Annotated in this window: 18 protein-coding genes and 1 riboswitch; of the genes, 6 read left to right on the top strand and 12 right to left on the bottom strand. The window is 62.8% G+C overall.

The window, feature by feature from the left end:
- Positions 1-92 precede the first annotated feature (92 nt).
- A riboswitch (SAM riboswitch) is annotated at positions 93-170 on the top strand.
- A gap of 73 nt (positions 171-243) precedes the next feature.
- Positions 244-1431, top strand: a complete 1188-nt coding sequence (locus AC0L3D_RS04355; RefSeq protein WP_128169183.1) for an O-succinylhomoserine sulfhydrylase — start codon at positions 244-246, stop codon at positions 1429-1431.
- Positions 1432-1476: 45 nt separating this feature from the next.
- On the opposite strand, the gene AC0L3D_RS04360 is transcribed toward AC0L3D_RS04355, so the two are convergent.
- Positions 1477-2631 carry a ceramide glucosyltransferase gene (locus AC0L3D_RS04360; RefSeq protein WP_473627990.1) on the bottom strand — a complete coding sequence of 385 codons (1155 nt, stop codon included), beginning with the start codon at positions 2629-2631 and terminating at the stop codon, positions 1477-1479.
- Positions 2632-2888: 257 nt separating this feature from the next.
- Here AC0L3D_RS04360 and apaG point away from each other — a divergent pair, with 257 nt between their 5' ends.
- Positions 2889-3281 (top strand): Co2+/Mg2+ efflux protein ApaG, encoded by a 393-nt coding sequence (gene apaG, locus AC0L3D_RS04365; RefSeq protein WP_473627988.1) that lies wholly within the window; start codon positions 2889-2891, stop codon positions 3279-3281.
- A 201-nt stretch (positions 3282-3482) separates the two neighbouring features.
- On the opposite strand, the gene AC0L3D_RS04370 is transcribed toward apaG, so the two are convergent.
- From AC0L3D_RS04370 to AC0L3D_RS04380, 3 genes are all read right to left on the bottom strand, one after another.
- On the bottom strand, positions 3483-4493 hold the full coding sequence (locus tag AC0L3D_RS04370; RefSeq protein WP_023802186.1) for an Hsp33 family molecular chaperone: 1011 nt from the start codon (positions 4491-4493) through the stop codon (positions 3483-3485).
- Between the two features lie 147 nt (positions 4494-4640).
- Positions 4641-5552 (bottom strand): ornithine carbamoyltransferase, encoded by a 912-nt coding sequence (gene argF, locus AC0L3D_RS04375; RefSeq protein ID WP_128177925.1) that lies wholly within the window; start codon positions 5550-5552, stop codon positions 4641-4643.
- Positions 5553-5568: 16 nt separating this feature from the next.
- Positions 5569-6768, bottom strand: a complete 1200-nt coding sequence (locus AC0L3D_RS04380; RefSeq protein WP_287174605.1) for an aspartate aminotransferase family protein — start codon at positions 6766-6768, stop codon at positions 5569-5571.
- A 355-nt stretch (positions 6769-7123) separates the two neighbouring features.
- Here AC0L3D_RS04380 and AC0L3D_RS04385 point away from each other — a divergent pair, with 355 nt between their 5' ends.
- Positions 7124-7642, top strand: coding sequence for a GcrA family cell cycle regulator (locus AC0L3D_RS04385; RefSeq protein ID WP_023802183.1), 519 nt, complete (start codon positions 7124-7126; stop codon positions 7640-7642).
- Positions 7643-7753: 111 nt separating this feature from the next.
- Here AC0L3D_RS04385 and AC0L3D_RS04390 read toward each other — a convergent pair whose 3' ends face one another.
- The 3 genes from AC0L3D_RS04390 to AC0L3D_RS04400 all read right to left on the bottom strand — a co-directional run bounded on the left by AC0L3D_RS04390 (position 7754) and on the right by AC0L3D_RS04400 (position 11052).
- On the bottom strand, positions 7754-8761 hold the full coding sequence (locus AC0L3D_RS04390) for a magnesium and cobalt transport protein CorA (protein ID WP_023802182.1): 1008 nt from the start codon (positions 8759-8761) through the stop codon (positions 7754-7756).
- Between the two features lie 91 nt (positions 8762-8852).
- Positions 8853-9578, bottom strand: coding sequence for a phosphate signaling complex protein PhoU (gene phoU, locus AC0L3D_RS04395; RefSeq protein WP_023802181.1), 726 nt, complete (start codon positions 9576-9578; stop codon positions 8853-8855).
- Positions 9579-9780: 202 nt separating this feature from the next.
- Positions 9781-11052: a sensor histidine kinase gene (locus tag AC0L3D_RS04400; protein ID WP_473643239.1), complete on the bottom strand. Its 1272-nt coding sequence runs from the start codon at positions 11050-11052 to the stop codon at positions 9781-9783.
- A gap of 193 nt (positions 11053-11245) precedes the next feature.
- Here AC0L3D_RS04400 and ppk2 point away from each other — a divergent pair, with 193 nt between their 5' ends.
- On the top strand, positions 11246-12154 hold the full coding sequence (gene ppk2 / locus AC0L3D_RS04405) for a polyphosphate kinase 2 (RefSeq protein WP_473627981.1): 909 nt from the start codon (positions 11246-11248) through the stop codon (positions 12152-12154).
- A gap of 71 nt (positions 12155-12225) precedes the next feature.
- Here the strand turns inward: ppk2 and AC0L3D_RS04410 are convergent, their stop codons facing one another.
- The 3 genes from AC0L3D_RS04410 to AC0L3D_RS04420 all read right to left on the bottom strand — a co-directional run bounded on the left by AC0L3D_RS04410 (position 12226) and on the right by AC0L3D_RS04420 (position 14458).
- A complete protein-coding gene (locus tag AC0L3D_RS04410) occupies positions 12226-12972 on the bottom strand; it encodes an enoyl-CoA hydratase-related protein (protein ID WP_084646899.1) in 747 nt (248 codons plus the stop codon).
- Between the two features lie 15 nt (positions 12973-12987).
- Positions 12988-13626: an acyl-homoserine-lactone synthase gene (locus AC0L3D_RS04415; RefSeq protein ID WP_027155170.1), complete on the bottom strand. Its 639-nt coding sequence runs from the start codon at positions 13624-13626 to the stop codon at positions 12988-12990.
- Positions 13627-13723: 97 nt separating this feature from the next.
- Positions 13724-14458, bottom strand: coding sequence for a helix-turn-helix transcriptional regulator (locus tag AC0L3D_RS04420; protein WP_023802176.1), 735 nt, complete (start codon positions 14456-14458; stop codon positions 13724-13726).
- A 291-nt stretch (positions 14459-14749) separates the two neighbouring features.
- Between AC0L3D_RS04420 and AC0L3D_RS04425 the strand changes: the two genes are divergently transcribed.
- Positions 14750-15568, top strand: coding sequence for a transporter substrate-binding domain-containing protein (locus AC0L3D_RS04425; protein WP_473643290.1), 819 nt, complete (start codon positions 14750-14752; stop codon positions 15566-15568).
- A gap of 40 nt (positions 15569-15608) precedes the next feature.
- Here the strand turns inward: AC0L3D_RS04425 and AC0L3D_RS04430 are convergent, their stop codons facing one another.
- On the bottom strand, positions 15609-16019 hold the full coding sequence (locus tag AC0L3D_RS04430; RefSeq protein ID WP_023802174.1) for a tellurite resistance TerB family protein: 411 nt from the start codon (positions 16017-16019) through the stop codon (positions 15609-15611).
- 161 nt (positions 16020-16180) lie between these two features.
- Here AC0L3D_RS04430 and AC0L3D_RS04435 point away from each other — a divergent pair, with 161 nt between their 5' ends.
- A complete protein-coding gene (locus AC0L3D_RS04435) occupies positions 16181-17830 on the top strand; it encodes a lysine--tRNA ligase (protein ID WP_473532161.1) in 1650 nt (549 codons plus the stop codon).
- On the opposite strand, the gene AC0L3D_RS04440 is transcribed toward AC0L3D_RS04435, so the two are convergent.
- Positions 17793-18653 (bottom strand): thermonuclease family protein, encoded by an 861-nt coding sequence (locus AC0L3D_RS04440; RefSeq protein WP_473627977.1) that lies wholly within the window; start codon positions 18651-18653, stop codon positions 17793-17795. The two genes, AC0L3D_RS04435 and AC0L3D_RS04440, sit on opposite strands and share 38 nt — an antisense overlap.

Genomic DNA, 18653 nt, shown 5'->3' on the forward strand with positions numbered 1-18653 from the left:
CGTCTTGTCGCAGGTTCTTGCCGTGGAACCCGCTGGTACAAACCTCTTAATCATGCCGGCAATTGACGCAAGCGCGGTGCAGGTCTAAAGGATCGTTATCCCGTGGTGATTTGGCCGGTCGGCTTGCAGCCACGTTAAACAAGTCGCTAAAGGACCGTCGGGCCGAAAGGCCGTACGACCGGTTGCGACTTTCGCGGCCGGTTTTTTTGTGTTTGGACCATTTTTTGTGTTTGGAACAAGGTGATGACGAGCAAAACGCGCAACTGGAAGCCTCAGACCGCCCTCGTGCATGCAGGAACGCTGCGTTCCGGCTTCGGCGAAACCTCCGAGGCGATGTATCTCACGCAAGGCTATGTCTACGACACGGCGCAGGCGGCGGAAGCCCGCTTCAAGGGCGAGGAACCGGGCTTCATCTATTCGCGCTATGCCAATCCGACGGTCGACATGTTCGAGAAGCGCATGTGTGCGCTGGAAGGTGCCGAAGATGCCCGCGCCACCGCATCCGGCATGGCGGCGGTGACGGCGGCGTTGCTGTGCAGCGCCCGGGCCGGCGACCACATCGTGGCGGCGCGCGCGCTGTTCGGCTCCTGCCGCTGGGTCGTCGAGACGCTGGCGCCGAAATACGGCATCGAGGCGACGCTGGTCGACGGCACCGACATCGCCAATTGGGAAAAGGCGGTCAGGCCCAACACCAAGTTGTTCTTCCTTGAAAGCCCGACCAATCCAACGCTGGAGGTCGTCGACATCGCAGCCGTAGCCTCGCTTGCCGATTCGATCGGCGCGCGGCTGATCGTCGACAACGTCTTTGCCACGCCCTTGCAGCAGAAGCCGTTGCAGCTCGGCGCCCATATCGTCGTCTATTCGGCGACCAAGCACATCGACGGCCAGGGACGCTGCCTCGGCGGCATCATCCTGTCGGACAAGAAGTGGATCGACGAGAATTTGCACGACTACTTCCGCCACACCGGTCCCAGCCTCTCGCCCTTCAATGCCTGGACGCTGCTGAAGGGGCTGGAGACGCTGCCGCTGCGCGTTCGCCAGCAGACGGAAAGTGCCGGCCGGATCGCTGACTTCCTCGCCGAGCGATCGGAAATTGTCCGCGTCATCTATCCCGGCCGCGCCGATCACCCGCAGGCGGCGATCGTCAAGAAGCAGATGTCGGGCGGCTCGACGCTGATCTGCCTCGACGTCAAGGGGGGCAAGCAGGCGGCCTTCGCCTTCCAGAACGCGCTCGATGTCGTGCTGATCTCCAACAATCTCGGTGACGCCAAGAGCCTGATCACCCATCCGGCGACGACGACACACAAGAATCTGAGCGACGAGGCGCGGGCCGAACTTGGCATCGGGCCAGGCACGCTCAGGCTGTCCGTCGGACTGGAGGACACTGACGACTTGCTCGAAGACATCGAGCAGGCCTTAGCCGCCAGATAGGGATACGCGCCGAACTGCTGCGCTCTGATCTGCAAAGCGGCGCGGTCAGGCGCCCGACGGCGACTCTTCCAATTCCGCAACGGCGCTGGTTTGGATGGTCATCGTGTTGCCGCGCCAGTCGACGGCACCGCTGAGCCAGCCGCGCACCCAGATGGCGGGAAGCATCACGTCCCGCGCAACCATCGCCGGGATCATGCGCAGCGACAGGTGCCAGCCCTTGGCCGAGGCGAGAGCGCATTCCGGCAGATAGGCGACTATCAGCACGGCGACGGCGGTAGCCGGCAGGCTGAAACCGGCGCCTGCTGCCGCAACCAGCGCCAGCACCAGCGGCGGCGCCGCTCCGATCAGGATCTCGGGCGCGAAGAACAGTGGGAATGTGACGCGACGCAGGCGTGCCCAGCGGGCCTGGCGCGACCAGATTTCGCCAAATGTGCGCAAGCCGAGCGGCTGCTCGAACGGCGAGGCAACGAGATTGACGCGCAGTCCGAGCCCGTTGACAAGCTTGGTCGCAGCGGCATCCTCGGCAATCTCCGCAGCAAGCGCACGGATGCCGCCATTGGCGTCGAGCAATGGCTTGTTCCACAGCATGCTCTTGCCCTGGGCAAAACCGAGGCCGAGCGCCTCGCCGGTATATTGCCAGCGCGCCTGCAGCGTATTGAGGAAAGCGCATTCGACCTCCGCCCAGATCCCGTCCGGCCGCGAGCCGATCGGCGTCGAGCAGACGAGGCCGGTGTCCTGCCGCCATGCCGTCATCAGATGCTGGACATAGTCCCTCCGCATCAGGACGTTGGAATCGGCAAGGACGACCCAGTGGTGGCGCGCGGCCTCCCAGCCCTTCACGCAATTGTTGAGTTTCGGATTGCCGCTGATGCGGTCGTCGCCGACGAGCAGCCGGGCCGGCACGGCCGGAAAGCGGGCGATCGCATCGGTGATCCGCCCGACCACCGGGTCGTCGGCATGGGCGACGCAGAAGATGAGCTCATAGTGCGGCCAGTCGAGCGAGAAGGCGCGCTCGAGCGTCTCCTCGGTAAACGGCTCGACGCCGCGCGACGGCACGACGATCGACACCGGCGGCGCCTTGGCGGCTGGCGGCGTGATCCTGCCAGGCCGCTTCAGCTTCAACGAAGCGAGCAGGATGCTGGCGAGATTGACAACAAGCAGAACTATGGAAAGCAAGGCGGCTGTGACTGTCAATTCCATCAATATCTGGTCGCTCCAGAAAAAACCGGCCGCATGAAGCCGTTTTCAACAGTTCGACAGAATGCTGAGTCGCCCGGCCCTGCACACCATCCCCGGCCCTGCACACCATCATTGTCACGTGTCACTTAAATGACATTGTTGTTCGGCACCTGCGCTTAACAAATTCGGGCAACGATGGCAGACACCGAGGCGACGCACCCCGTTGACCGAACTGCGGAGAGGGTCGAATGTTCCGTCTGCATAGTGTGGAGTGATTTATGTACAGCGCCCTCACGCGCGACATCGAAGTGCAGGTCAGGCCGTTCTATCTGGAAGATCGCTCCGACCCTTCGGAGAACCGCTATGTCTGGGGCTACCAGGTGACCATCGACAACCAGTCGGATGAATTCGTGCAGCTTCTGTCGCGCTACTGGCAGATCACCGACGGCACCGGCCGGGTCGAGGAGGTGCGCGGCGCCGGCGTTGTCGGCGACCAGCCTGAACTCAATCCAGGCGACAGTTATCAGTATACGTCTGGCTGCCCACTCTCGACGCCATCCGGCATCATGGTCGGCCACTACACGATGCGCAACAAGCGGGGCGAAACGTTCGACGTCGCCATCCCCGCCTTTTCGCTCGACCTGCCGGGCACGCGGCGGACGGTGAACTGAGAGAGATAGATGGCCGGAAGGTCGTGCTGCCCCTCATCCGCCTGCCGGCACCTTCTCCCCGTATAGTGAACGGGGAAAAGGGAACCCATCTATCTATCAACTGGACAACCTGTCGCAACGCTGGCGCCCCCTCTCCCCGTTCTTCACGGGGAGACGGTAAGGGTGAGGGGCAGCGCCAACGCTTCGTCGGTGATTTCAATTCTATTGAGCCGCAGCAAATTCCGCCGGGTCGAAGTCATATTGCTTCGAGCAGAATTCGCAGGCGACGTGAATGCCGCCATCCTCGGTGCTGTCCCTGATCTCGTCGGCGGAGAAGCCTCCGAGAATGCCGCGGATCTTCTCCCTGGAGCATGAGCACTGGTCGGCTACCGGCACGCCGCCGAAGACGCGCACGCCGTGCTCGTGGAACAGCCGGTAAAGCAACCGCTCGGCGCCGATCGTCGGGTCGATCAGTTCCGTCGGCTCGATGGTGCCAAGCAACGCGAGCAGTTCCTGCCAGGAATTGTCGGCCGGATCATGGATCTCCTCGCGCGGATCGCCGTCGCCACCCGGAAGGTCGGGCACGCGCATGCGTTCGGGCGATTGCGGCAGGAACTGCGCCAGGATGCCGCCGGCGCGCCATTGCTCGCGGGCACCGCCGATGCCGGGCGTCAACAGCTTGGCCACCGAAAGCCTGAGATCGGTCGGGATCTGCTCCGACTGCCGGAAATAGGTGCGCGCGGCCTCCTCGAGCGTCTCGCCGTCGAGCTGGACGATGCCCTGATAGCGCTGCGTGTGGGCGCCCTGGTCGATGGTCAGCGCCAGGACACCGCTGCCAAGCAGCGTCCGCTGCGAGGTCTCGCCGGCAGACGTCAGTGCCTCCAGCCGGTCGGCGTCGAAGCGGGCATAGGCACGCAGCGCATGCGGCGTGGAAAAATCCGCCACCAGCATGTCGACCGGCCCGTCGGTGCGGGTCTGCAGGATGAACTTGCCTTCGAATTTGAGCGAGGTGCCGAGCAGCACCGTCAGCACGCAAGCTTCCGCCAGCAGGCGGGCGACCGGCTCGGGATAGTCATGCCGACCGAGGATCGCGTCGAGCATCGGCCCGAGCTGGACGGTACGGCCGCGCACGTCGAGCGGGCCGACCTCGAAAGGCACGACATGATCGTCGCCGGCGTAGCCGAATTCGCCGAGTTTGGGTTGATGTTCAGCCAATTGACGGGTTTCCAACATGACAAAGCTCCGGGGCGCGGCGATGCCGCCCTCCGGGGCGCATGCGTCGAAACGCGCTCGATTTGCGTGATGCGCCTGAGATAGGCATCACGCACTCCCGGATCAAGGCGGCCGGGATAACGGCGGCCCGGATCACGGTGACCCGGATCAAGCGCCGAGGCACCAGGCCAAAACCGCCTTCTGCGCGTGGAGCCGGTTCTCGGCCTCGTCGAACACCACCGAATGCGGGCCGTCGATGACTTCGTCGGTGACCTCCTCGCCGCGATGCGCCGGCAGGCAGTGCATGAACAAGGCGTCGGACTTTGCCTTCGCCATCAGTGCCGCATTGACCTGATAGGGTGAGAAGACATTGTGGCCGCGAGCACGGTGCTCCTGGCCCATCGACACCCAGCAATCGGTAACGACACAGTCGGCCTCGTGGACGGCCTCCTCGGGCGAGCGGGTGAAGTTCAACTTGCCGCCATGCGCCCTCGACCAGTCGACATGCTTCTGCGCCGGCTCGCTGCCTTCCGGCACGGCGACGTTGAGGTTGAAGCGGAACCGCGCCGAGGCCTCCAGCAGTGAATGCAGCACGTTGTTGCCGTCGCCGGTCCAGGCGATGGTCTTGCCGGCGACCGGGCCGCGATGCTCCTCGAAGGTCATGATGTCGGCCATCAGCTGGCAGGGATGGGTATCGTCGGTCAGCCCGTTGATGACGGGGACGGTGGCGTTCTCGGTCAGTTCCAGCAGCCGGTCATGCGATGTGGTGCGGATCATGATCGCGTCGACATAGCGCGACAGCACCTTGGCCGTGTCGGCGATGGTTTCGGAGCGGCCGAGTTGCATCTCGGCGCCGGTCAGCATGATGGTCTCGCCGCCGAGCTGACGCATGCCGACGTCGAAGGACACGCGCGTGCGCGTCGACGGCTTGTCGAAGATCATCGCCAGCACCTTGCCTTCAAGCGGTTTTGTCCGCTCGCCAGCCTTGAGCCTTGCCTTTCGCACGACGGCATCGTCCAGCATAAGGCGCAGATCGCCCTCGGAAACGGCGGAAAGATCGGTGAAATGGCGAAGGCTCATGTGGGTCTTCCGACTGTTATTTCGCCGCAGCCGCGGCGATGGCGTCCGACAGGCCCCGGGCGCCGGCGCGGATGCGGTCGAGCGCCGCATGGATCTCGGCGTCGGTGACGGTGAGCGGCGGCAGCAGGCGAAGAACGTTGTCGCCGGCAGGAACCGCCAGCAGATGCTGGTCGCGCAATGCCATGTTCACCTTGGTGTTGGGCGCGGCGCATTTCAGGCCGAGCATCAGGCCGCTGCCTCTGATGTCTTCGATGACATCGGGAAATTCGTCGGCGACGCCCGCCAGCCCCTGCTTCAGCAGCAACGCCTTGCGCTGCACATCCTCCAGAAAACCGTCTGCCAGCACGACGTCGAGCACGGCGTTGCCGACCGCCATCGCCAGCGGATTGCCGCCGAAAGTGGTGCCGTGCACGCCGGCGGTCATGCCGACGGCGGCCTCGTCGGTGGCAAGGCAGGCGCCCACCGGGAAGCCGCCGCCGATGCCCTTGGCGACGGCCATGATGTCGGGCGTGACGCCAGCCCATTCATGCGCGAACAGTTTTCCAGTGCGGCCGATGCCGCACTGGACCTCGTCGAAGATCAGCAGCAGATCATGCTGTTCGCAGAGCTGCCTCAACCGCTTCAGCGACTGTGTCGGCACCGGGCGAATACCGCCCTCGCCCTGCACCGGCTCGATCAGGATCGCGGCGGTCTCTGATGTGATCGCCTTTTCGACGGCCTCGATGTCGTCGAAACCGACCTGGTCGAAACCTTCGACCTTGGGGCCGAAACCTTCCAGGTATTTGTACTGGCCGCCGGCGGCGATGGTCGCCAGCGTGCGGCCATGAAAAGCGCCTTCGAAGGTGACGATGCGAAAGCGCTCGGGATGGCCCTTGACGAAATGGTAGCGCCGCGCCGTCTTGATGGCGCATTCCAGCGCCTCGGCGCCGGAATTGGTGAAGAACACCTTGTCGGCGAAGGTTGCGTCGGCCAGCCGCTCGCCCAGACGGCTCTGCCCCGGAATCTCGTAGAGGTTGGAGACATGCCAGAGCTTGGCCGCCTGCTCGGTGAGTGCCGAGACCAGATGCGGATGGCTGTGGCCCAGCGAATTCACGGCAACGCCGCCGCCAAAATCGAGATATCGCTCGCCCTTGTCGGTGACCAGCCAGGTGCCTTCCCCATGGTCGAAGGCCAGGGGCGCGCGGGTAAAGGTCTCGAAAAGCGCCGAACCGCTCATTATATGCGTCTCCGGAACCGGAAAATCAAAAAGCCGCCAAAGCGGCGGCCTGTGCGGCTTATCGTGTTTTTCGGCCATGAAGTCAACGAAAACGTCGCGCAAGGACGCGCGGCAAGCTTTCCAGCGAGACGCCGGCTCATCAGCGACCGGGCAAGTTGGGGAAAACCGAAAAAACCGATTCGTGTTGGCCCTCGGACTCTTGTCACCGAGTCAGCGCATAAGGTACTTATAGGTCGAGAAATAACTAGATTTCGTGCGGCGGACCTAATCACCCGATATATGTGGTGTCTGCCCGGCGGAAGCCGGATCGTGGAAGGATTCCGATCGCCGCACATTTCAGCAGGAGCGCGGTCTCATGAATTGGACTGACGAGCGGGTCGAACTTCTTAGAAAATTGTGGTCGGAGGGGCTGAGCGCCAGCCAGATCGCCGCACAGCTTGGGGGTGTCAGCCGCAATGCCGTCATCGGCAAGGTGCATCGGCTGAAACTGTCGGGCCGCGGACGCGCGACTGCCACGCCGGCACGCCAGAAGAAGAGCGTGCAGGGATCGAGCGTGCAGAAATCGGTGTCGCGGGCCGCGAGCACTGCGCGGCATATCACCACGTCGATCGGCGCGACCGCGCTGCAGGCGCAATTCGACGCCGTACCGGTGACGCGTCATTATGTCCGTCCGGTCGAGAACGTCGTCGTGCCGATCTCGCGGCATCTGCAGCTCGTCGAATTGACCGAGCGGACATGCAAATGGCCGAATGGCGATCCGCTTTCGGAGGAGTTCCATTTCTGCGGCAACGACGCGGCCGAAACCGGACCCTATTGCAAGTATCACGCCCGCGTTGCGTTTCAGCCCGCTTCGGAGCGGCGGCGCAGTAGGTAGGGGAGTAAGGGAGTGAGGGGGTACGGCAGTATATATGGGGTGAACTGCAAAAGACTGCGCTCGTGAGGCGCCATCTTTCCCTACTGCTCTACTGCTCTACTGCCCTACTCTTCACAGCCAGCCGCTCTTGCGGAAGCGCCAGTAGAGAACCGAGCAGACCAAAATAATCGCTCCCAGAACGACCGGATAGCCATATTCCATCCTAAGTTCCGGCATGTCGTTGAAGTTCATGCCGTAGATGCCTGCGAGCGCCGTCGGCACCGCCAGGATTGCAGCCCATGAGGCGAGCTTCTTGGTGATCGCCGTTTCCTGGCTCTGGCCAACCAGGAGGCTCGCCTCGAAGGCAAATGCGAGCACCTCCCGCAAGCTGTCGATCTTCTCCTGGACGGTGCGGATGTGGTCGGTGACGTCGCGGAACAGCGGGTGCATGGCCGCATGGATCTGCGGCAGGTCGGCGCTGGTCAACCGGCGGCAGACTTCCACCAGCGGCAGCGCGGCGTTGCGCAGGCGCAAGAGATCGCGGCGCAGCATGTAGAGCCGCTCTATGTCGGAGCCGGTCATCGGCTTCAGCAGAACCCTGTCCTCGATCGCCTCGACCTCGTCCTCGATCTGCTCGAGCACCGGCATGTAGTTGTCGACGATGAAATCGAGAATGGCATAGAGGACGAAATCCTCGCCTTTGGCTAGCGAATGCGGGCAGCTTTCCCAATGCTGGCGAACGGCGGCATAAGAAGTCGACGGACCGTGCCTGACGCTGACGATGTAGCCGGCGCCGACGAACAGATGCGTCTCGCCGAAGGTGACGCGCCTGTCGATCAGTTGAGCCGTGCGGGCAACGATGAACAACGCATCGCCATATTGCTCGATCTTCGGCCGCTGATGCGGATGCTCGGCGTCCTCGATCGCCAGATCGTGCAGGTGGAATTGCGCCTGGACACGAAGCAACAGGTCGCGGTCCGGCTCCAGCAGGCCGATCCAGACGACATGACCTGGCTTCTTGGCCCATTCGCCGGCTTCCTCGATCGGAATGTCGGCGACACGCCGGCCGGCGGTATAGACGCTGGAAGCGACGATGGCCGATGTCGGCGGGGCCGGCGTCAGGTTCCGAACGGTTTCCATCGCTACCTCCTGGAGGCATGGCCTCGGGTCAGGATCAGGAACGTTCGGTAAAGCTTAGCCTAAATCAGCAATGGGTTCGAGAGGCAGCCGCTCACTTCGCCGGTAGCGTTGCGGGAAGCACAATCTTGTCTGTCTTGTCGCCCTTCGGCCGCTCGGCCGGCATCTGGTCGCCGGTGACGATGTAGTAGATCGTCTCGGCGATATTGGTGGCGTGGTCGCCGATCCGCTCGATGTTCTTGGCGCAGAACAGCAGGTGCGTGCAGGGCGTGATGTTGCGCGGATCTTCCATCATGTAGGTCAGCAACTCGCGAAACAGCGAGGTGTACACGGCGTCGATCTGATCGTCGCGGTCACGCACGAAGCCGATCTTTTCCACCGAGCGCGACGCGTAGACGTCGAGCACTTCCTTGAGCTGCGTCAACGCCAGGTCCGCCAAAGCCTCGATGCCGCGGAACAGGCTGGTCGGCTGGCGCCCTTCTATGACGGCAACCACGCGCTTGGCGACATTCTTGCCGAGGTCGCCGACCCGCTCGAGATCCGCCGAGATGCGGATCGCGCCGACGATCTCGCGCAAATCCGTCGCCATCGGCTGGCGCTTGGCGATGATGATGATCGCCTTGTCGTCGATCTCGCGCTGCCCCTGGTCCAGAACGGCATCGTCGCGGATGACCTTCTGGGCAAGGCCAGGGTCGGCGTTGACCAGGGCCGCAATCGCCTGTTCGACCATGCGTTCGGCATGCCCGCCCATCGCGGCAATGCGCTTCGACAGATATTTCAGCTCCTCGTCATAGGCGCTGACGATGTGCACGGACTGCATGGAGATGCCTTCCCGGGTCTTCTGGTCCGAGTCGTTCCTCGAATCCCCGCTGATACGCTAGCCGGATGACAGAAAAAAGAAAGCGATAGAGCGACGTGCGTCCACTAGGCCACAGAGTAGGCTCTAAAGTCCTGTATCCACGCATCGGGTGGTCCTAAAGTCTTCCGGTACTCGGGCCGGCGCGTGCTTAGATAGTGAGGTGTCAGTGCACCGGCAAATGCACCGTGAAAGCTGCGCCGTTGCCGACCTCCGACTTGATCGACAGCCTGGCGTTGTGGCGCGTCAGGATATGCTTGACGATGGAAAGGCCAAGGCCGGTGCCCTTCTGGGTCCGGCTGTTTTCGACATCGACGCGGTAGAAACGTTCGGTGATGCGCGGGATGTGCTCCTCGGGAATGCCGGGGCCAAAGTCCCGGATGGTGATGTCGATGCCCGGTTCGGGACCGTCATCGCTGTGGGCAATCGTCACCACGACACGTCCACCCGACTGTCCGTATTTGCAGGCGTTTTCCAGCAGATTTTCGAAAACCTGGAAAAGTTCATCGCGATCCCCCGGCACATTGAGTGGTCCTTTCGCGAAATCCCGCTCGATGGCAACGCCGTTTTCCCGGGCAAGCGGACCCAGCGAATCGATGACGCTGTCGAGGGTCTGGCGGAGATCGACCTCGGTTCCCGGCTTCAGATAGGGTTTCATCTCCAGCCGCGACAGCGACAGCAGGTCGTCGATCAGGCGCGCCATGCGGCCGGTCTGGTTGTGCATGATCTGCAGGAACTGCTCGCGCGCCGCCGGGTCGTTGCGGGCCGGGCCGCGCAGCGTCTCGATGAAACCGGAAATCGAGGCGAGCGGAGTTCGCAACTCATGGCTGGCATTGGCGATGAAGTCGGCCCGCATCCGGTCGATCCGGCGCGCCTCGCTCTGGTCCTTGAAGACCAGCACATAGAGGTCGGTGCCGTGGCCGACCGAAGATGCACTCACGCGATAGGCCCGTTCGACCGGCAGCTTTTCGGTATATTCGACGACGTCCGAAGCGGCGGCGCCCGACAGGATACTGTCCAGCAAGGCCTGCATCTCGGGCGCGCGGAATTTCAGCGACAGCGACATGCCCGGTGCGATGCCGCCGAAGGCGGCGAAGGCGGCGGCGTTGGCATGGACAATCGTCGCGGCGCGATCGAAGATGATCAGCGGATCGGCAACGGCAGCCGCCAGATATTCTCCCGACAGCTGTTGCAGCCCGCCTGCCTCGATCGCCGCGGCATCCTCCGCGGATTGGCGCGCTACGCCGGCCGGCAGCATCGCGGCGGCGAGCAGCAGCACCGCACATGCCAGCAGCACAACATAGAAGGACATGTCTGCGAAACCATAGACCGTCAAGATCGCGACGATGCCGGTCGCAAGCAGCCAGCGGCTGTTCCACAACCGGGTGGCGACGGCTTGCGCCGTGGTTCGCTGTTCTGCGCCGCCCATAAAAGCCATTGTCAGCTACTGTCAGCCATTCGCGCGCACTATGCCTCCGTCCCCACCCCGACCGGCAGGTTGGAAACTTCCCGCTGACCGTCGCTATCACTAATCTGCTGCATCGTTCCTTTCGAAAATCGATTCCGATTTTCGGGCCGATGCAGTAAGGCTCCCAATAGCATGAGTCCGGAAGCTGGAAAGGTTGGTCTCGATGGAAAACCCCAAGGAAGATGCCGCCGCGCCTGTTCCGGGTCCGCAAAAGATCCGGATCAACGGCAAGGAGTTCGAGTTCGACATCGAGGATCCCAAGCTTCCGGACTGGATCGAGGACAACAAGCTGACCGCCGGCGGCTACCCCTACGACAAGAAAATGAAAAGCGACGAGTATGACGAGACGCTCGAGCGGCTGCAGATCGAGTTGGTCAAGGCGCAGGCATGGCTGCAATCGACGGGCAAGCGGGTGATGTCGCTGTTCGAAGGACGCGATGCCGCCGGCAAGGGCGGCACAATCTTCGCGCTGCGCCAGTACATGAACCCCAGGACTGCGCGCAACGTGGCGCTGACCAAGCCTAGCCCAACCGAAATCGGGCAATGGTATTTCCAGCGCTATGTCGCGCACTTTCCGACATCCGGCGAGTTCGTCACCTTCGACCGCTCCTGGTACAATCGAGCCGGCGTCGAGCCGGTCATGGGCTTCTGCACGCCGGAGCAGCATCAGAGATTCCTGGACGAGACGCCGTATTTTGAACGGATGATCTGCAACGAGGGCATCCATTTCTTCAAATTCTGGCTGAACATCGGTCGGGAAACACAGCTTGAGCGGTTTCACGATCGCCGCTGGAGTCCTTTGAAGAACTGGAAATTCTCGCCGATCGATATTGCCGGCATCGCCAAATGGGACGATTACACCAAGGCGCGCGATCTCATGTTCGAACGCACCCATAAGGAATTCGCGCCCTGGATCATCATCCAGGCCAACGACAAGCGGCGCGCGCGACTTGCCATCATCCGGCGCATCCTGTTGTCGCTTCCCTATGACGGCCGCGATCTCGACGCCATCGGCAAGGAAGACAAGAAAATCATCGGGGAAGGGCCTTCGTTCCTGGGAAGACAGGCCTGAAGCGCTGCCGCGCGCCCCCAAGGACGCGCGGCACGATTCCGGATATTTTTGTCATTCTGCCGAATGACGTCTCATGCCGCCAGCCGGGCAATCCGCTGCAGCCGCCGCAGTGTGGTATCGTCCTGCAAAGCCTGCTGAAATAGCGAAATCTCCTGGTCGATGCGATCGCAGAGTGCGCCTGTGTCGCCCTTGAGCAGGTCGCGCGTCTGCAGCAGTGCGGCAACCGGCTTCTTGGCGAGTTGCCTGGCTCTGCCAAGTGCGGCTTCCTCGACGTCGCCGACCACGATCTCCGTGACCAGGCCCAGCATCCTGGCGTCCGCGGCACTGAGCGTGTCGCCCAGGCAGAAGAAGCGGAAAGCGCCGGCATAACCGAGTTTCTGCGGCGCCAGGATGCTGGTCGCCGCGTCCGGCACGAGGCCGAAATCGACGAACGGCACCCGGAACGTGCTTTCGTCAGATGCGATCACCATGTCGCAATGGAACAGGATGGTGCAGCCGACACCGACGGCATCGCCGTCGACACAGGCAAGGACCGGTTTGGGGAACGTCGCCAACGTGCGGAACATGTCGGTGACGGCAGCGATCAACCGTTGATGCTTGGTGGCGTCGAGGAACTCGGAGAAATCGCCGCCGAGGCAGAAGCAGCCGGCGAGGCCGCGCAGCACCACGACGCGCACATCATCGTCGATTGCAGCTTCGTGGAAGATCCTGGCCAGGCTTTCATAGGCTCGCCCGTCCAGCACCGGCCGGCCGTCATCCGACGACACCGTGACGATCAACGAATGATTGCGGAACTCTGTTTGCGGGTGGATGTTCATGGCTGTCTCCAATTCTCACGAGGCCTGCCTCATTCCGAGCCTGTCGGGATATCCCCTGGCCAGGACCGGCGCGAAATGACTGCGACGCGACCGCACCACCTCAAGCGTGTGCTCGTTGAAGGTGAGCAGTGTGGCGACGACCTGCTGGTTGCCATAGGTGCGCTGGTAGCCAAGCGGCTTCGCCAGGAAGTGCAACTGCAGCGCCCGCAGAACCCACATCGGCTCGAACTCGATGATCACCTGGTTGACATTCCGCTTCAGCCCCCACTCGACGAAGCCGGCAATGAGCTCGGTGCCGACCGTGGAGACGCCGCGCTTGCCGTCACGAAAGCCCGGCGCGACCGCATAGCGGGTCAGTTCCCACACGTTCGGCCCGGATGGCGGCGTCCCTTCAAAGAGGTCCGCCAGCACCTCGGTCAGAAGATGCGCACGCGTTGTCGGCAACATCCGCTGATAACCGGCGAGCTCGCCATTGCGGATGACGAGTTGGTGCACCGCCTCGTCATGGTCGAACTGATCGATCTCAAGGCCGTCGGGGCGCTGCAGATCGGTCCACCCCATCTCCTCGACGAAAATTTTGTAGCGTAAGCGATGAACGGCCTCCCAAAGGTCGGGACGTTCCATAAGTTCCTGTGTTGTAAGGGAAAAAAGCATCTGCCGTCTCCTAGGTTCAATAGGAAGATACGGCCGGGCTGTCCCGAGGAAATTACGCGATCACGTAGGCAAGAATTTCTAGGCCGGCACGGCCGAGCTAGCTAATATAGCCGCGCCTTATCGCTTCCGCGACCGCCTGCACCCGGTTGACGGCACCGAGTTTGCTTTTGGCGTTAAGAAGGTGTTTCTCTGATGTGTGTTCCGAAATGCCGAGAATCTGTGAAATCTCCCATTCGGACTTGCCGACGGCGGCCCATTGCATGCATTCGCGCTCACGCGGCGTCAGTTCGACGTGGTGGTCGAGGGTCTTGGCCGCCATCGTGTGGATCTGCATGGCGCGGCCAATCGCATAGGTCGCCACCAGCGACACCAGCCCAAAATCGGCGCCCGACAATTCGACGGCCTCGCCGCCCAGCGACACCATGACGATCTGGCCATCGAGCGTGATCAGCGGGAAGGCCAATCCGTCGCGCAGCTTGAATTCGCCGGCGTCGCCCATCACTTCGCCGCTGCTCTTGTCGATGCGGATGCTCTGGGACGCTTCCCGCCACTGGAACGGCGCCTGCAACTGCTTCATATGGCTGACGACGGGGTCATGGTCGACATAGTTGCGCGCCACATAGCGCTCCAGCCATTCTCCCGGCCACTCGCAAAGCAGCACATGGTCCTTTTGCTGGCCTCTTGGCGTGCCCGGCTGCGGAACCGTTCCGGCCATCAGCGCCGTCAGGCCGAACTCCGAGGTTATGCCAAGCAGCTTTTCGCAGACCGCGGCCGCCGTATCGGCGTGCTGCAGCTGATCTATGAATTCCAGTGTGCGATCGAAGTGGCCCATTGCAACATCTACCCCATGTTGCCTTCCCGCGTTGAGATCAACGGCCCAGTGCTTGACCCGCACTTTGCCCTCGACCCCGGATTACAAACCTGCTCCCCTCAGTTTGCAGCGGCTTGCGGCTACCCTCCAGCCGACCGCCACACATGTTTGCAAGCTCGCTGAAGCATAGCCCTAAATCGGCGTGATGAAATCAAAAACCGTTGTGCCTGTGGCATTTTCGTACCAAAAGCCACATTGGACAGGACAGGGCGGAGCTCGATCGTGACGATTCGGTGGATGACCATCGTCTTGATGCTGGCAATGACGGGGGCAGCGTGGCTCACGGGAGCGCGTGCCGCGGAGCCGCAAGTGCCGGTGCTGTGGGATGCCAAGGAGCGGCTGCCGAAGCCTGACCTGTCCGCGCTGCCGCGTCTGAGATTCCTGACCACCACCGATTTCCCGCCGTTCAACTTCCTCGACGGAGCGGGCCGCTTGTCCGGCTTCCATGTCGATCTGGGGCGCGCGATCTGCGCCGAGCTCGGCATCGCCGAAAAATGCCAGATCCAGGCGCTGCCTTGGGCCGAGCTCGAAGGGGCACTGCAGAAGGGCGAAGGGGAAGCGATCATTGCCGGCATTGCCGCCACGCCGGAGTCGCGGTCAAAATATGCCTTCTCGCGTTCCTACCTGCAGTTTCCGGCGCGCTTCATCATGCCGAAGGCAAAGGCGCTCACGGAGCCTATCTTCGACAGACTGCGTGGCAAGCGCGTCGGCGTGGTCGCAGGCTCCGCGCATGAGCGGATGCTGCGCGATTATTTCGGCACCGTTCAGGTCGTTCCTTTCGCGCAGCTGGAAGCGCTCTACGATGGTCTCAAGGCCGGCAAGGTCGACGCCGGCTTCGGCGACGGCATGCGCTTCGCCTTCTGGCTGGGTAGTTCGAATGCCGCAGCCTGCTGCCGCTTTGCCGGCGGTCCCTATCTGGCGCCCGAATATCTGGGGTCGGGTATGGCCATCGCCACCAGGGCCAACGATCCAGCGCTGGCCGCAGCGTTCGACTACGCACTGCAGGAGATTTCAGTGAAGGGTATCTTTGCCGAATTCTATCTGCGCTACTTCCCGGTCAGTTTTTTCTGATCCGGCCCGGTCAGCTTCTTCTGACCCGTTGGCGTCTGGATCAAGTCAGCGTGCGCAGGCGAGCCTTGGCAGCACGGGCGATGGCGGCGACGGTGAGCGTGTCGAGATCGAGCTGGCGACGGATAAGCTGCAGCACCCTCACCTCCTCCAAGCGCATTTCGAGGTCGACGGCCGCAACCTCGAAGGCCGCGGCATAGGCGGTGTCAAGCAGGCGATCGGGCAGTGCTTCAGCGACGCGCGCCAAAACGCCTTCCAAGCCGTCCTTTTCGTGCAGCAACTTTTGGCAGTCCTGGGCGACGCCGACCAGCCGGTCGTGGTCGAAGTCCTCGAACACCGGCCATGAGCGGACGACGTCGCCAATCCGCGCCAATTCGACATTTGTCATGTCGCGATCGGACGCGGAGGTGATGACCATAAGATAGATCAGGGCTTCTTGCGGCGGCAACGGCATTTAAAACTCCTCAAACGGGCTCCGAAGTTAGGAACGAGGCACCGACGTCGCAAGGAAAAAGAGCCGCGATCGTTGACGCCCACGGCAGGCACGCCTAGAGACCGGTTGAAAAAATCATCCCTTTTTGCGGCGATGCCGGCGAATAATTTGGAAACGGTGACATGGCGGGATCAAACATCATCGATCTCAATCCCGAGGTGCTTGCGGCAGCGGCTGAAAGCAAGGCGTGGCCGTTCGACGAAGCCAGGAAGATCGTCGAGCGCTACAAAGACACTGACTTTCCCGAGACCGTCCTGTTTGAGACCGGCTACGGTCCGTCGGGGCTGCCGCACATCGGTACTTTCGGCGAAGTCGCACGCACTTCGATGGTGCGCCACGCCTTCCGCGTCCTCACCCGGGACACGGTCAAGACCAAGATCTTGTGCTTTTCCGACGACATGGACGGCATGCGCAAGATTCCGGACAACGTCCCCGATCGCGCCGCACTCGAGCCGCACCTGCACAAGCCGCTCTCGTCCGTCCCCAATCCTTTCGGCGGCGACTATGCGAGCTTCGCAGACCACAACAACGCAATGCTTTGCCGTTTCCTGGACACGTTCGGCTTCGACTACGAGTTCGCCAGCGCGACGGAATACTACAGGGCTGGCCGTTTCGACGACGTTCTGCTGCGCGCTGCCGAACGTTTCGATAAGATTATGGACGTGATGCTGCCGACGCTCGGAGAGGAGCGTCAGGCGACCTACAGTCCGTTCCTGCCGATTTCCCCCAAAAGTGGCCGCGTGCTTTACGTCCCCATGAAGCATGTCGACGCCAAGGCCGGCACGATCACCTTCGACGATGACGGCACCGAAACCACGCTGCCCATAACCGGCGGCAGGGTGAAGCTGCAGTGGAAGCCGGATTTCGGCATGCGCTGGGCGGCGCTCGGCGTCGATTTCGAAATGTTCGGCAAAGACCACCAGACGAATGCGGTGATCTACGACCGTATCTGCAATATCCTGGGCGGGCGCGCTCCCGAGCATTTCGTCTATGAGCTGTTCCTGGACGAGAACGGCCAGAAGATTTCGAAGTCGAAGGGCAACGGACTGACCATAGACGAGTGGCTGACCTACGCGCCGACCGAAAGCCTCGAGCTCTACATGTACCAGCGGCCGCGGCAGGCCAAGAAGCTCTATTTCGACGTCATTCCGAAGGCGGTGGACGAGTATTACGCCTTTCTGTCCGCCTATCGCCGGCAGGAGTGGAAGGAGCGGCTGGGAAATCCCGTCTGGCACATGCATGACGGGAACCCGCCTGTCGTCGACCTGCCGGTGTCGTTCGCGCTGCTGCTCAATCTGGTCAGCGCCTCGAACGCCCAGAACAAGGACGTGCTGTGGGGGTTCATTTTGCGCCACACCTCAGGCGTGACGCCGAAGACCCATCCCGAGCTCGACCGGCTGGCCGAATATGCGATCCGCTATTTCGACGATTTCGTGAAGCCGGCCAAGGTGTACCGGGCCGCCGACCCGGTCGAGCGCGAGGCGCTGACGAAACTGTCCGAAGCGCTCGCCGCATTGCCGCCAGATGCCGATGGCGAGGCGATCCAGAATGCCGCGCTCAACGTCGCGCGCAAGATCGAACGCTATCAGGACCATTCGAAGCAAAGCCCGGAAGGCGGGCCGGGCGTCTCCGTCGCCTTCTTCCAGATGATCTACCAGATTTTGATCGGACAAGAGCGCGGCCCGCGCTTCGGTTCCTTCGCCGCGCTCTACGGCATCGCAGAAACCCGCGCGCTCATTCAGAAGGCGCTGGCCGGTCAGTTGGCGGCGTAGCAGTCGTCTCGGATGTCGGCGTAGCCGTCGCCGACGGATCGAGAATCGGCTGCGTCGGCTGGGCTGTGGCCGCAAAAGGGGCTGGCGCCGGAGGCAGGCCGGAGAGACTGGGCGCCGGCCCGAAAATGCCCTTCCTCGCCATACGGGCCTTCTCGCCGGTCTCGACATAAGGGCCACCCTTGGCGGCGCGCGCCCAGCCGTTTTCGATCAACCACTGGCCGACATCCCGGTGGCCGACGCGGCAATCGGCGGTGATCAGGTCGCGGCCGCCCTCGGGTGGCACCGTGCAGACCACCGCCCGACCGCGCAGGAAGGCACGGAACGCCGTTCGCGCCCGGGTGCCACACGTCCACGACTTGCCGCCGTCGGTGCAAGTTTCGTCCTGCCTGACGATGTCGACGCCGGAAATCGCGACGGAGTAGCCCTTGGCCTCGATCACACCGGCGGCCGATGCAACCGGCTGGAACAGTTTTGTCCCGTTCCAGTCGTCGGGCATTTTCGTTTTGGGCGGCTTGGGCGGTCCGGCCAGCGCCAACTCACTCAGCGGCGCGCGCGGCTCGACCCGTTCAAGCTCTTGCGGCTGAAGCTGCGGCGGCGCGACGACTTCGGGATCGATGGCCCTGGAATGCGCCTCTGGGCTCGCCGCCTTGGGTCGCGGATTTGCTGATGCAGCAGGCGCTCGGGATTGCGCCGCGATGCCGGCCTGCGCCCGAGCCGCGACGCGCCCATTTTCGTCCTGCAGCACGGCGCGGCCACCTGCGGCAATCGCAGCCCCCATTGCCAGGATCGTCAACACCGCGGCGGCGGCATGAAGCGGACGCAC

This window comes from Mesorhizobium sp. WSM4837 (assembly GCF_055811435.1).